We start from the raw sequence: 14,252 nt of genomic DNA on the forward strand, positions 1-14,252 counted from the left end.
TTTCACTTAAATTTAACTACAAATTATGAGCGATAAAAAATACGATTTCGGATTAGTTGGTCTTGGTGTAATGGGCCGTAATTTTATATTAAATGTAGCAGATAATAACTTTTCGGCATTTGGCCACGATTTAGATCAAGAAAAGGTAGATGCTTTAATAGAAGAAGGCGGAAATACAGAAAAAGTAAACGCATCGTCCGACTTAAAAACATTTATCGACGCACTTAGCACACCACGAAAAATTATGCTTTTAGTGCCTGCTGGAAAAGTAGTTGATATTGTAATAGATAGCTTAATTCCACATTTAGACAAAGGTGATATTATTGTTGACGGCGGAAATTCGTTTTATACAGATACCGATCGCAGAGATGCGTATTTAGAAGAAAAAGGTATTCACTTTTTTGGAGCTGGTGTTTCTGGTGGCGCAAAAGGTGCCAGAAAAGGCCCAAGTATTATGCCTGGTGGCGATGCCGAAGCTTACAAAGTAGTGCAACCCATTTTTGAAGCGGTTTCTGCAAAATACAAAGGCGAACCTTGTGTGGCTTACATGGGTAAAAAATCGGCCGGAAACTATGTGAAAATGGTACACAATGGTATTGAGTATGGCTTAATGCAGCTTACCAGCGAAATTTACGATTTACTTAAAAAAGCAGGTGGTTTAACTAACAGCGAGCTTCATAATACGTATTCTGAATGGAATTCGGGAAGATTACAATCGTTTTTAGTTGAAATTACTGCCGATATTTTTACCGAAAAAGATGACAAAGGTGATGGCGATTTAATTGATAAAATTCTAGATAAAGCCAAACAAAAAGGAACTGGAAAATGGACTTCGCAAAACGCCATGGATTTAGGAATTCCTGTACCAAGTATAGATATTGCAGTGAGCATGCGTGAAATTTCGGCATTAAAAGACGAACGTATTTTAGCTGATGAATTATACAACAGACCAACACCTGAAGCTATTGATAAAGCCGAATTAACTAAGTTAGCTGAAGAAGCCTTATATTTTGCATTTATTATAACCTACGCACAAGGTTTACACCAATTAACAGATGCATCAAAAGAATATGGTTATGGCTGCGATTTAGCTGTTATTGCCAAAATTTGGAGAGCAGGTTGTATTATTAGAGCTGCTTTATTGGCCGATATTACTGAAGCTTACAACGATAATCCAGAGCTTAAAAACTTACTTTTAGCACCAAAATTTGTTGAAAAAGTACAGTCTACCGTAGCTTCGGCAAGAACATTGGTAAGTTATGCTGCTAAAAGCGGAATTCCTGTACCAGGTTTATCAAATTCGTTAACCTATTTCGATGCTTACACCTCTAGTCGTTTGCCATTAAATTTAATACAAGCGCAACGCGATTATTTTGGTTCGCATACCTACGAAAGATTAGACATAGAAGGCATTTTCCATACCGAATGGGAAAAGGAATAAAATATTACGTTTTAAAAACTTAAAAAAAACCTGCAATTTTATTTTACAAATTTGCAGGTTTTTTATTTTACATAATTCATATATTTGGTGTAAACCAAACTAAATATATGAAAACCAAACAATTATTTTTACTGTTTGCCTGCATTGGTATGGCAGCTTTTTCTCAAAAAAAAGGACAATCTATTGCTTTATTAGATAAAGATTTAAGCCATTTTGATATCTGGCTAAGCATTCCACATTCCTCGGTTACAGATTTACCAGAAGGCACCTATCAATCGGATAAAATGAATTCGGGCGAACCCATAGGTTTAAACAACAACTTAAAAAATGTGTTTTCTATTATTGAAGAACATGGTGAACCTGTTTTAAAAATTACGGGCGAAATATTTGGTTGTATATCATCAAAAGCATCTTACTCAAATTATCATTTAAGTGTATTATTTAAATGGGGCGACAAAAAGTGGGAACCACGACTAGACAAAAAACGCGATAGCGGTATTTTATACCATTGCTACGGGCCGCATGGGCGTTTTTGGAATACCTGGAAAACCTGTTTAGAATACCAAGTGCAAGAAAGCGATTTAGGTGATTTTATTCCCTTAGGCGGAAACTCAGCAAAACCAAAAGTAGGTTCGCCAATTACCGATATTAGAGGCGATTTTAAAGAAGAAAAACGATTCGACCCACATTCTGAAGTTTACTCCGAAGGCAAAGGTTACATTCATGCGGATTCAGAGCACGATAAACCACATGGCGATTGGAATCTTTTAGAAATTTATGTTATTGGCAACAATGCGGTACATTTAGTAAACGGAGAAATTGTAATGGTGTTAGAAAATGCTAGAAAACACGATGGCACTATTTTAAACGAAGGCGAAATACAAATACAGTCTGAAGCTGCCGAATGCTATTACAAACAACTCACATTAACACCAATAAAAAAGTTTCCAAAATTTATTTCTAAAAACGTTCGATTTAAAGAATAAAGAAAATCATCTATAATTTTTAAAAAATTTCTTGTTACCCAAACTAGTTTTCGGGGTTTCATTTAAAAACATTTTAAGATACTGAAACGAGTTCGGCATGACGAAATAATGTTATTGTAGTTTACAATACACACAATAAATAACAAATCAACCCTTTAAGTTTCAAAATTTAAAGGGTTTTTTGTTGCGTACATTTGATTTTTAACTACATTTGAATAAATTTTTAAGCTTACTTAAAAATAATTTAAAGCAAATTAAATGTCTGTAGCCATTGAAAATTTTGTAAAAGCCATTTACAAAAACGGAAAAAGCAAAACCAACAACACCAAACCTGGTAATATTGCTAAAGTGCTGAACATATCTAGTGCTGCGGCAACCGATATGGCGCAAAAATTAGCTGCTAAAAATGTGGTTATTTACGAAAAATATCAACCCTTAAAATTAACCGAAAAAGGCAATAAAATGGCTTTAAGCATTGTGCGAAAGCATCGTTTATGGGAAAGTTTATTATTTAAATTATTCGATTTATCGTTACACGATATTCATAAAGAAGCCGAATTGTTGGAGCATCAAACTTCCGATTTGCTTGCTGAAAAAATTAGCGAATATTTAGGCAACCCAAAATTCGATCCGCATGGCGACCCAATTCCGAATGCCGATGGAGAAATTACAACTATAGATACTTCTATTCCATTATCAAAAGCCCAAGAAGGCAAAAGTTATATCATCTCAAGATTAATTAGCTCCGATAAAGAGTTTTTCGATTTTTGTTCGGCTAACGGATTAAAATACGGGAACACGGTTACAATCTCGAAGCAATTCATTTCGAGTAAAATGACTCAAATTTCAATTAACAATAACACCATTGTGCTTAACAGCGATTTCACCAACATTATCTACGTTAATGAAAACAATTAAACTCCTTCTCTCAGTTATATTAATTGCGGTTTTACCACTAAATGCTCAAGAAGTAAAAGGTAAAATCACCTCAAAAAACGAAGCCCTTCCTTACGTAAATGTGTATTTAAAAGGCACTACAAAAGGTAACGCATCAAATGAGTTTGGCGATTATCAAATAAAAAATATTAAAGCAGGTAATTATACTATTGTAGCTTCATTTACGGGTTATAAATCGGTTGAAAAACAAATTTTCATAAAAAACAACGAGGTACTAACAGTGAATTTTAATTTAGAAGAATCTGCACTTTTAGACGAAGTTACAGTTACCGGAACCTTAAAACCGGTATCAAGATTAGAAAGCCCAATTCCTGTTGAAGTGTATTCCGCTACATTTTTAAAACAAAACCCAACAGCAAATGTGTTTGAAGCGCTTCAAAACGTTAATGGCGTGCGCCCACAACTTAATTGTAATGTGTGTAACACGGGCGATATTCATATTAACGGTTTAGAAGGCCCGTATACTCTGGTATTAATAGATGGTATGCCTATTGTAAGTGGTTTATCAACGGTTTATGGCTTATCGGGTATTCCAAATTCATTAATCGAGCAAATAGAAATTGTAAAAGGCCCTGCATCGTCACTTTACGGTAGCGAAGCTGTTGGTGGTTTAATAAATATTAGAACCAAACAATTTTTTAAAGCACCGCTAGTATTTGCCGATGTGTTTTCTAACAGTTGGGGAGAAACCAATTTCGATTTAGGTTTTAAAACCAACGTTGGTAAAAAAGCCACTGTTTTAGTTGGAGCAAACTATTTTAATTACTCAAACCCCATAGATAATAACAACGACAATTTTACCGATGTTACGCTTCAAGATCGTATTTCGGTGTTTCAAAAATGGAATTTTGAACGCAACAGCGGAAAAGCTTTTTCCTTAGCCGGTCGTTATTTTTATGAAAATAGATGGGGTGGCGAAATGCAATGGAATTCATCTTACAGAGGTGGCAACGACATTTACGGAGAAAGTATTTATACCTCGCGCTACGAAATTATTGGTAATTACGAATTGCCGGTTTCAGAACATATGAATTTTCAGTTTTCATATTCCGATCACGACCAAAATTCCGTTTACGGCGATACACCCTATATTGCACAGCAAAAAATAGGTTTTGGGCAATTACTTTGGGATAAATCTGTAAACAATCACGATTTACTTTTTGGCGTTGCAGCTCGATATAATTTTTATAACGATAACACCACTGCAACAGTACATGCAGATGAAGTTACAATTCCTTCTATTTTTGCTCAAGATGAATTTTCTATATCTGAAAAACAACACATTTTATTAGGTGCTCGCTATGATTACGACAAACGCCACGGATCTATTTTTACACCACGTTTAGCCTACCGTTTTAAGCCAACAAAAAACGATATTATTCGCCTAAATGCAGGTACCGGTTTTAGGGTTGTAAACCTTTTTACAGAAGACCACGCTGCTTTAACAGGCTCAAGAGATGTTATTATTGAAGAAGAATTAAAACCAGAGCAATCATACAATGTTACTTTAAACTACTTAAAAACATTAACTACAAATTCTGGCGAATTGTTTACGTTTGATGCCTCGTTGTGGTACACCCATTTTACCAATGCCATTATACCAGATTACGACACCAATCCAAATCAAATTATTTACGCAAATTTAGATGGTTATTCAACATCAAAAGGCGCAAGCTTTAATATTGATGCTGTTTTAAACACTAACTTAAGAGCTTCAGTTGGTGCTACATTTCAAGATGTTTCTCAAACAGAAAACAATGTAAAGATACAACAAATACTAACCGAAAAATTTAATGGTGTTTGGTCGGTTTCCTATAAAAATTATAAAACTAACTTATCTGTAGATTACACAGGAACCATTTACGGCCCCATGCGATTACCATTATTAGGCGATTTAGACCCTAGAAGCGAATACTCACCAACTTGGAGTATTCAAAATATTCAGCTTACCTTTAACGGACTAAAACATTTTGAAATTTACGGCGGTGTTAAAAACATTTTAAACTGGACACCAAACAAGGGTAACCCGTTTATAATTGCTAGAAGCGACGATCCTTTTGATGAAAATGTAGAATTTGATAACGATGGAAATGCAATAGTTACCGACGATAATCCTTATGCATTAACATTCGATCCGTCCTATGTTTATGCACCCAACCAAGGACGCCGTTTGTTTTTAGGTTTACGATTTATGATTAACTAAATGAAATAGACAATACATAAAAATGAAAAAATCAATATTAATTATAGCGTTTTTCAGTCTTATTTTTGGCTGTAAAAACGAAAAAAAAGCATCAGGAAAACTACAAATAGTAACTACAACAACCATGATAACCGATTTGGTTAAAAACATTGGTGGCGATGTTGTAGATATAAAAGGTTTAATGGGAAGCGGTGTCGATCCGCACCTTTACAAAGCCAGCGAAGGCGATGTTACCAAGTTAGCCAATGCCGATATTATTTTTTATAACGGCTTACATTTAGAAGGTAAGTTGGTTGAAGTTTTCGAAAAAATGAAAAACAAAAAAACCATTGCTATTGCCGATGCTTTAGATAAAAACACATTAATTGGCTCTGAGTATTTTGCGTCAAACTTCGATCCGCACATTTGGTTTAATATAGATTATTGGCTACAAGCCGGAGCTTTTGTATCGAAAACCCTTGAAGCAGAATTACCTGAACAAGCAGAAACTTTCAGAAAAAATTGGGAAAATTACAAAGCGCAATTAATAACTTTAAAAGCTGAAATAACTAAAACCATTGAAGCTTTACCAAAAGAACAACGCATTTTAGTAACAGCCCACGATGCATTTAATTATTTTGGAAAATCTTTTAATTTTGAAGTTGTTGGTTTGCAGGGTATTTCAACAGCAACAGAAGCAGGCGTGCAAGATGTACAAAAATTAGCCGCATTTATTATAGAACATAAAGTACGAGCCATTTTTGTAGAAAGCTCGGTACCAAAACGTACCATTGAAGCTTTGCAAGCCGCAGTAAAATCGAAAAATCACGATGTCGCTATTGGTGGAACTTTATATTCCGATGCATTAGGAACAGCAGGAACAGTTGAAGGCACTTATATAGGCATGTTTCAATACAATGTAAAAACTATTGTTGAAGCATTGAAAGCCTCTAACGATTAGAATAATCTAGCATTGTTCCATGTCCTTTTTTGACTGGTTTATCCTGAGCGTAATCGAAGCGTTTTTTTAGACAAGCAAAAAATAAATGAAACAAAATAAAAAAACAAACAGTCAACAGAACAACAAAGGTAATGATTGATAATAAAAATAAAACAACACCAATCGCTGTAAAAGTAGACGACCTTACCGTAGCCTACAATTACAAACCGGTGCTTTGGGATATCGATTTAGAAATTCCTGAAGGCGTTCTTATGGCTATTGTTGGGCCTAACGGTGCTGGAAAATCAACCTTAATAAAATCTATTTTAGGTATTTTAAAACCTATCGCTGGAAGTGTTTCCATTTACGGAAAGCCATACGATAAGCAACGAAAACTAGTAGCCTACGTGCCACAAAAAGGTAGTGTAGATTGGGATTTTCCTACCACAGCACTCGATGTTGTTATGATGGGAACTTACGGTAATTTGGGTTGGATAAAACGCCCAGGGCAAAAACAAAAAAAAGAAGCGCTTGAAGCTTTAGAAAAAGTAGGCATGCTTCCTTTTAAAAACCGACAAATAAGTCAGTTATCCGGCGGCCAGCAACAACGTATATTTTTAGCCAGAGCCTTGGTGCAAAACGCCTCAATTTATTTTATGGACGAGCCGTTTCAAGGTGTAGATGCCACCACCGAAATTGCCATTATAAACATTTTAAAAGCCTTACGAAAAGCCGGAAAAACAGTAATTGTAGTACATCACGATTTGCAAACTGTTCCAGAATATTTCGATTGGGTAACCTTTTTAAACGTAAAAAAAATAGCCACAGGCCCAGTAAAAGATATATTTAACGACGATTATTTAACAAAAACCTACGGCATAAATTACAAAGTAAGCATTCATAAGTAACATTATGGAAATAAGACGAGCAAAACTCGAAGATGCAAATAAAATTAGCTATTTAGTAATCAATACATCGGCAACACATAACCCGAATAATTACAATACTATTCAAGCCACAACATGGCAAAAATACAATACGCCAGCACGCATAAAAGCGCAATTGCAAGAACGCACTGTTTTTTGCGCCTTTATAAATAACAAACTTGTTGGTACTATTGGATTAAAAGAGAATTGGATTGTTGGGTTTTACGTTAGCCATCATATACGCGGTAAAGGCTTAGGTTCAGAATTAATTCATTTTATTGAAAATTATGCCTTAGAGCAAAACCAAAAAGAATTATTTTTAATTGCAACACCATCGGCTGTAGCCTTTTATAAATCTAAAAATTACAGCATTACAAAACCCGTAATTGTAACTTTAGACCATGTGGATTATGATGAATTTGAAATGCATAAAAAACTAACTAAAAATTAATTTTTCGCTTTCGCGGAAATATAACAATGAATATTAAAGAATACATAGAACTTCTTTTTACAGACTACACACTGCGTACCATAACCTTGGGTACAGCCATTTTAGGTGCAGTAACAGGTATGTTAGGCAGTTTTGCAGTATTACGAAAACAAAGTTTGTTGGGCGATGCTATTTCTCATGCTGCATTACCAGGCATTGCCATTGCTTTTTTATTAACCGGAACAAAAGATTCAAACATTTTATTAATTGGTGCTTTGGTTAGTGGCTTAATCGGCACATTCTGGATTCGAGGCATTGTTAAAAAAACGCATTTAAAATCCGATACCGCTTTAGGTTTAATTTTATCCTTGTTTTTTGGTTTCGGTATGTTATTGCTCACGTTTATTCAAAAACAACCCAATGCCAATCAAGCAGGATTAGATAAATATTTATTTGGTCAAGCTGCAACACTTGTTGAAAGCGATGTATGGCTCATGGCTTTAGTTTCAGGTATCTGTTTACTGGTGTTATTGTTTTTCTGGAAAGAGTTTAAAATACTTTTATTTGATGCTGATTATACCAAAACCCTCGGCTTTAACACCAAATTCATAGATGTTTTAATAACCTCGTTTATAGTTTTAGCCATTGTTTTAGGCTTGCAAACTGTTGGTGTGGTTTTAATGAGCGCTATGTTACTGGCACCAGCTGCTGCAGCTCGCCAATGGACAAACAAACTAAGCACTATGGTGTTTTTAGCAGCACTATTTGGTGCGTTTTCTGGTGTATTTGGAACTGCCATTAGCGCCACACAAAACAATTTATCTACTGGTCCGGTTATCGTTATAATTGCAGGTGTTTTTGTGCTATTTTCGTTTGTATTCTCACCAAGTCGTGGATTACTATTTAAACAAATACGATTTATAAAAAACCGTCGCGATTTACAGCTTCATAAAACCCTAACATTTATGTTTCATATCGCCGAAGATCACGATAATATTTCGCATCCGCATGCTATTAAAATTTTAAATAATTTCCATGGATACACTCGCGGAACACTTCAAAAACTAGAAAAAAAGAATTTTGTAAAGTTAGATGGAAACATGTGGAGCTTAACCGAAGAAGGTTACAAAACGGCATCAAATTTATACAATCAGCAAAACAAAACCAATGAGTAACGCACAATTAGAAATACAACTTATTGCAAGTATTGTTGCAATTGCTTGCGCTATCCCGGGTACATTTTTGGTGCTTCGTAAAATGGCCATGATAAGCGATGCTATTAGTCATTCTATTTTACCAGGCATAGTCATCGGTTTTTTTATTACCCAAGATTTAAATTCGCCATTACTTATTTTACTGGCTGCATTAACCGGAATTATAACCGTTGTTTTAGTAGAATACATTCAAAAAACGGGTTTAGTAAAAGAAGATACCGCTATTGGTTTAGTATTCCCAACCTTATTTAGTATTGGTGTTATTTTAATTGCTAAAAATGCTAACGATGTCCATTTAGATGTCGATGCCGTTTTACTTGGCGAACTCGCGTTTGCACCTTTCGATAGAATGGTAATTTCTGGAGCAGATGTTGGTCCAAAATCCTTATGGATTATCGGGAGTATTCTACTTATTACCATCGCACTGCTTTTTGCCTTTTTTAAAGAACTTAAAGTAAGCACTTTTGATGCTGGTTTAGCAGCTTCGCTTGGGTTTTCGCCGGCTGTAATTCATTACGGACTCATGACGGTCTCGTCTATTACAACCGTTGGAGCTTTTGATGCCGTTGGAGCCATTTTAGTAGTTGCTTTAATGATTGCGCCACCCGCAACAGCCTACTTATTAACTACCGATTTAAAAAAGATGCTTTTTTACTCGGTTGGTTTTGGCGTATTTTCGGCCATTTCTGGCTATTGGTTAGCACATGGTTTAGATGCTTCCATATCTGGTTCCATAACCACCATGTTAGGCATCATCTTTTTATTAGTGTATTTATTTGCTCCAAACAAAGGTGTTATTGCTGTTTTATACCGCGAAAAGCAACAACGCACCGAAGTACTTTTACTAACGTTTTTATTGCATTTAAAAAATCATACCGATGAAAGAGAACGCCATGTAAACCACTTAAACGAACATATAAATTGGCAAAAAATAAGAAGCAAAACCGTGCTAGATTTAGCTTTAAAAAACAACATGATTAAGTTTAATAAAAACATTGTGTCGTTAACCGAAAAAGGCGACGCTTTTACGTCGCAAGCCATCGATTACATCATTACCAACGAAGATGCTCAAATTGAAGATATGAAAGATGATTTCTTTTTGTTTAGGGGATAAAAAACGTTTAACCTTAATATCAATTTTCGGAAAATCCACAGCAACATTATTTAAAAAAGCGAAAAAACCTTCTTTTTTCAAAAAAAAGAAGGTTTTTCTTTAAATATTTTCTTTAGATTTACTTGTCTTTAAATTGTTTTCTTAATTAAGCCGATGAAAATTATTTATACAGACAAAAGATTAATCTACAAACTAGCGCTAGTTTTTACTTAAAACAACATTATTTGCTTTTATTGTTTTATTAGGCTTTACATTTATTATCGGTTTTAACTTTTTGGCTTAATATTTATTAACCAATCCATATAATAATATGGGTTTAAAATTTAAAATTATGAAAAAATTATTGATTGGAATTTTTTGTGTTTTTGCAATTAGTGCATTTTCTAATACTGGTAACAATGTTAGTAATGAAAATAAAACTGAAATTAACATAGAAGATGAAGAAGACTTTGGTTGTGCTTCAGATTGTGTGAGAAGTTCGAGAAATGCTGTCATGGAAGCTGCTGATGAAGCTAATCAGGATGTAAATAGTAACCCCAAGTACATGACTGCCTACCTAGCATTATATAGTGCATGCTATGACGGTTGCTAAATTTTTATAAAAGTATTATGGCTAACGAACATAACTTCATTATGGTAGTTAGAGTTAGCCATATCTTAAATAGTTCTAGAAAATTATGAAAAAAATTATTATTAGTTGTCTCCTTGTTACTGCCTTTTGTAATGCTCAAAACATCTCAAATGGAACAATAACTTATATTGTTTCCCAGAAAAAAGATCATGTTGAACAATTAAAAGAGAAGGCAAAAACGTCGGAATCTGCACAAAGGGTACTTGATTTATATGAAATGGCAGAAGATGTAACCGCTATATTACATTTTACAGCTCAAGAAGCTATTTATAAAGCACAAGAAAGCTTAAAAAATGAGGCAGATAAAACTATTGTAAATTTCACTTATCCTATGGCTGGAGGAAGAACTATTTATTATAATAATACCATTGAAAACATTAATGCTTCAGATGTAAGTGGCGAATACATTAGGGTAATACAAGAAAAGCAAGAATGGCAACTTGTAAACGAAACCAAACAAATAGGTAAGTACACATGCTTTAAAGCCATACAAACTAATAGCAATAGGAGTAAAGTAAAACCTATAGCTTGGTACACACTAGATATTCCTCTGCCTTTTGGCCCAAAAGGTTTTAATGGTTTGCCTGGTTTAATATTAGAGATTGAAGAAAAGGTGTATGTATTTAAAGCCACTAAAATAGAACTTAATTCTACAGATTTTGAGCCTATAGAGCAACCAACAAAAGGCAAAAAAATAACTTATGCCGAGTGGAGAGAACGCACAAAAAATTTTTTTACTAAGTGATTTGGATACGTATTTGCCTCATATTGTATACCATTATTTTTCCTTTTATTACTAATGCACAAAATATTATTTTAGAAGGAATTGTTACAGACACCATTAATTCTCCTTTAGAAAATACCAATATTTTAGCTAGACCACTTTCTAGTAATTTAAACATGGCTTTTACTATTACAAATTCTAAAGGTTATTATAAATTAAATTTGCATACAAACGAACCTTACGAAATAACGGTGAGTTATCTGGGTTTCTCTCCTTTTAAATTTAATTTAACCATTACAGAAGCAACCGAAAAAAATATAATTTTAATAAGTGCAACAGATGTATTGGACGAAGTTGTTATTATAAAAAACACACCACCAGTAATTATAAAAGAAGACACCATTAGTTATAAAACAGATGCTTTTAATACTGGTACAGAGCGCAAATTAAAAGATGTTTTAAAAAATTTACCTGGTATAGATGTAGATAAAAATGGTAATGTAAAAGTAATGGGTAAAAAAGTAAGCACACTACTTGTAGACAATAAACCCTTTTTTAATGGTAATACAAAATTAGGTATAGAAAATATACCCGCCAATGCGGTAGAGAGTATAAATGCTATAGATAATTACACATCGGTATCGTTTTTAAAAGGTTTATCAAGCTCAGAAAAAATGGCATTAAACATTAAGCTTAAAAAAGATAAAAAAAGATTTTTGTTTGGTGATGTTGAAGCTGGAACTGGAATTGCAGAACAAGAACACTATTTAGTGCACCCTAATGTTTTTTATTACAGCCCAAAAACAACTTTTAATTTTATTGGTGATGTAAATGATGTTGGTATAAAATCTTTTACCCTAAAAGATTATTTAAATTTTGAAGGCGGCATAGGAAAATTATTTTCCAATCCGAGTTCCTATTTTCAATCTACAAACGATTATTATTCTCAATTTTTAAACGGGCAGGATTTTACTTTGGCGCAAAATAAATTTGCAGCTTTAAATTTTGTTCGGGCTTTAAATAGTAAATGGAGCTTATCAGGTTACGGTATCGCTTCAAAAATAAAAACCAATACAACTGAAGAAACCACGAATAACTATTTTTTTAACGATAGTAATACCGTTGAAAATAAAACCGATAATCAAAGTAATAATCAACGTTTTGTGTTCTCTAAATTATTGCTAGAATATAAGCCATCAACCAAAGAAGACCTCTCGTATAACTCTTTTGTAAAACAAACTTCAATAAACAACGTAGGAAATATTTTTTTAAGCACCTTATTGTCAGAAAACAATTTAAGCACAAACTATAAAAACAATTCTACAGAAATAAAGCAAAATGTAGAATGGCATAAAAAGTACAATACCAAACATACTACATCATTAACTTTTAACTATAAATATCTAAAACAAAACCCCACAAACTATTGGATTACAGATTTACCTATTTTAAATGATTTTTTACCACTTATTGAAGATGATAATTATAATATCAATCATTTTGAAAACAATAAACAACAAACTATTAATTTATTGATAAAGCATTATTGGGTATTAAATAAAAACAACCACATTTACACTACTATTGGTAATAATAATTTGACAGAAAAATACAATACAGAAGATTACCAAAAGCTTAGTAATACTAGTTTAAATAATTTTGAATCTGCAAATTTTAATAACAGCCTAATTTACAAAGCAAATGACCTATTTTTAGGTATAGAACACAAATTTCAAAAGGGTATTTTTAGTGCTAAATATGGTTTAGAAACTCATTTTTATAATTGGAATATTAATCAAAATTTCAATAAAAAAATTACGAAACAGGTATGGTTACCAAGCTTACAAACTAAACTAAAATTTAGTGGTAGTAATTCATTAAGTTTTAAATATAATTTAAAAAGCAGTATCGCTTCAGCTAATAAATATGCTAATAAATACTGGTTAAAAAGCTACAACAACATTGTTATTGGTAATACCGATTTGGAGAACGAACTTTTCCATACGTTAAACTTAAATTACCTTAAATTTAGTTTATACAAAGGCTTAACCTTCGCTTCTAACTTAACTTACAAAATAGCATCAAAAGGTATTAATTACAACACAGAAATTAATGGTATTAATCAAATAAATGCATATATATTATTAAAAAACCCTGAAAAAACATGGTTAACCAATGTTATGCTGCAAAAAAGAATTAACAACTTTAGTGTAACATTAAATACCGATTTAATTTTTAGTGATATTCAGTTAATGGTTAACAACGAGAATTATAAATCGAAATCAAATAGTGAAAATTATGAGCTAGAAATAAGTACTGATTTTAAAAAACTACCAAATTTTGAGTTAAGCTTAAAAAAACAATTTGATAAATTTATTTACAATAACAATAACTCTACATTTATAACAACCATTCCAAAATTTGCAATGGATTATAATTTTTTAAATGGTTTTATATTTAATTTTAATTATGAAAAAACGATCTACAAAAATTATAATAATCAGAAAAACAGTTATAACATAACAGACACCTCTTTACTCTATGATTTTAATAATAGCCCGTGGAGTATAAAATTAAGTGGGACTAATATATTTAACACTAAGTTTAAGAATAGTAATTCAATATCTGATTATTTAATAACAAATAAGCAAACCTATATTCAACCCAACATTTGGTTGTTTTCTGTAAACTATGATTTATAATAGCA

General features: G+C 32.8%; 12 protein-coding genes. All 12 read left to right on the forward strand.

The annotated features are described in order from the left end of the window. The first annotated feature begins 25 nt into the window (after window positions 1-25). The 12 genes from gndA to LG649_RS04320 all read left to right on the forward strand — a co-directional run bounded on the left by gndA (window position 26) and on the right by LG649_RS04320 (window position 14,247). On the forward strand, window positions 26-1,441 hold the full coding sequence (gene gndA, locus LG649_RS04265; RefSeq protein WP_226541323.1) for an NADP-dependent phosphogluconate dehydrogenase: 1,416 nt from the start codon (window positions 26-28) through the stop codon (window positions 1,439-1,441). Between the two features lie 107 nt (window positions 1,442-1,548). Further along, window positions 1,549-2,427: a 3-keto-disaccharide hydrolase gene (locus tag LG649_RS04270; RefSeq protein WP_226541325.1), complete on the forward strand. Its 879-nt coding sequence runs from the start codon at window positions 1,549-1,551 to the stop codon at window positions 2,425-2,427. A 258-nt stretch (window positions 2,428-2,685) separates the two neighbouring features. Further along, on the forward strand, window positions 2,686-3,345 hold the full coding sequence (locus tag LG649_RS04275) for a metal-dependent transcriptional regulator (RefSeq protein WP_044631717.1): 660 nt from the start codon (window positions 2,686-2,688) through the stop codon (window positions 3,343-3,345). Next, a complete protein-coding gene (locus LG649_RS04280; protein WP_226541327.1) occupies window positions 3,332-5,587 on the forward strand; it encodes a TonB-dependent receptor in 2,256 nt (751 codons plus the stop codon). The genes LG649_RS04275 and LG649_RS04280 overlap by 14 nt, the downstream gene beginning before the upstream one ends. Before the next feature lie 22 nt (window positions 5,588-5,609). Next, complete coding sequence (locus LG649_RS04285; RefSeq protein WP_226541335.1) at window positions 5,610-6,527, forward strand: metal ABC transporter solute-binding protein, Zn/Mn family; 918 nt, start codon at window positions 5,610-5,612, stop codon at window positions 6,525-6,527. Window positions 6,528-6,658: 131 nt separating this feature from the next. Continuing rightward, window positions 6,659-7,414, forward strand: a complete 756-nt coding sequence (locus LG649_RS04290; RefSeq protein ID WP_044631816.1) for a metal ABC transporter ATP-binding protein — start codon at window positions 6,659-6,661, stop codon at window positions 7,412-7,414. A gap of 4 nt (window positions 7,415-7,418) precedes the next feature. Beyond that, window positions 7,419-7,883, forward strand: a complete 465-nt coding sequence (locus LG649_RS04295; RefSeq protein ID WP_226541337.1) for a GNAT family N-acetyltransferase — start codon at window positions 7,419-7,421, stop codon at window positions 7,881-7,883. Between the two features lie 26 nt (window positions 7,884-7,909). Beyond that, on the forward strand, window positions 7,910-9,037 hold the full coding sequence (locus LG649_RS04300) for a metal ABC transporter permease (RefSeq protein WP_147132257.1): 1,128 nt from the start codon (window positions 7,910-7,912) through the stop codon (window positions 9,035-9,037). Next, entirely contained in the window at window positions 9,030-10,190 is a 1,161-nt protein-coding gene (locus LG649_RS04305; RefSeq protein ID WP_226541339.1) for a metal ABC transporter permease, read from the forward strand. The genes LG649_RS04300 and LG649_RS04305 overlap by 8 nt, the downstream gene beginning before the upstream one ends. 331 nt (window positions 10,191-10,521) lie before the next feature. Continuing rightward, window positions 10,522-10,782, forward strand: coding sequence for a hypothetical protein (locus LG649_RS04310; RefSeq protein ID WP_226541341.1), 261 nt, complete (start codon window positions 10,522-10,524; stop codon window positions 10,780-10,782). Between the two features lie 85 nt (window positions 10,783-10,867). Beyond that, a complete protein-coding gene (locus LG649_RS04315) occupies window positions 10,868-11,566 on the forward strand; it encodes a GLPGLI family protein (protein WP_226541343.1) in 699 nt (232 codons plus the stop codon). 23 nt (window positions 11,567-11,589) lie between these two features. Further along, complete coding sequence (locus LG649_RS04320) at window positions 11,590-14,247, forward strand: TonB-dependent receptor (RefSeq protein WP_226541345.1); 2,658 nt, start codon at window positions 11,590-11,592, stop codon at window positions 14,245-14,247. The last annotated feature ends 5 nt before the right edge of the window (window positions 14,248-14,252 follow it).

Origin of the sequence: Neotamlana laminarinivorans (genome assembly GCF_020523925.1) — a bacterium.
GTDB lineage: Bacteria > Bacteroidota > Bacteroidia > Flavobacteriales > Flavobacteriaceae > Neotamlana > Neotamlana laminarinivorans.

What these genes read in the sequence shown, in the direction of transcription:
- LG649_RS04285 (WP_226541335.1), top strand. Translation starts at nt 5,610, where the DNA reads ATGAAAAAATCAATATTAATTATAGCGTTTTTCAGTCTTATTTTTGGC.
- LG649_RS04270 (WP_226541325.1), top strand. Translation starts at nt 1,549, where the DNA reads ATGAAAACCAAACAATTATTTTTACTGTTTGCCTGCATTGGTATGGCA.
- LG649_RS04290 (WP_044631816.1), top strand. Translation starts at nt 6,659, where the DNA reads ATGATTGATAATAAAAATAAAACAACACCAATCGCTGTAAAAGTAGAC.
- LG649_RS04310 (WP_226541341.1), top strand. Translation starts at nt 10,522, where the DNA reads ATGAAAAAATTATTGATTGGAATTTTTTGTGTTTTTGCAATTAGTGCA.
- LG649_RS04315 (WP_226541343.1), top strand. Translation starts at nt 10,868, where the DNA reads ATGAAAAAAATTATTATTAGTTGTCTCCTTGTTACTGCCTTTTGTAAT.
- gndA (WP_226541323.1), top strand. Translation starts at nt 26, where the DNA reads ATGAGCGATAAAAAATACGATTTCGGATTAGTTGGTCTTGGTGTAATG.
- LG649_RS04275 (WP_044631717.1), top strand. Translation starts at nt 2,686, where the DNA reads ATGTCTGTAGCCATTGAAAATTTTGTAAAAGCCATTTACAAAAACGGA.
- LG649_RS04300 (WP_147132257.1), top strand. Translation starts at nt 7,910, where the DNA reads ATGAATATTAAAGAATACATAGAACTTCTTTTTACAGACTACACACTG.
- LG649_RS04280 (WP_226541327.1), top strand. Translation starts at nt 3,332, where the DNA reads ATGAAAACAATTAAACTCCTTCTCTCAGTTATATTAATTGCGGTTTTA.
- LG649_RS04295 (WP_226541337.1), top strand. Translation starts at nt 7,419, where the DNA reads ATGGAAATAAGACGAGCAAAACTCGAAGATGCAAATAAAATTAGCTAT.
- LG649_RS04305 (WP_226541339.1), top strand. Translation starts at nt 9,030, where the DNA reads ATGAGTAACGCACAATTAGAAATACAACTTATTGCAAGTATTGTTGCA.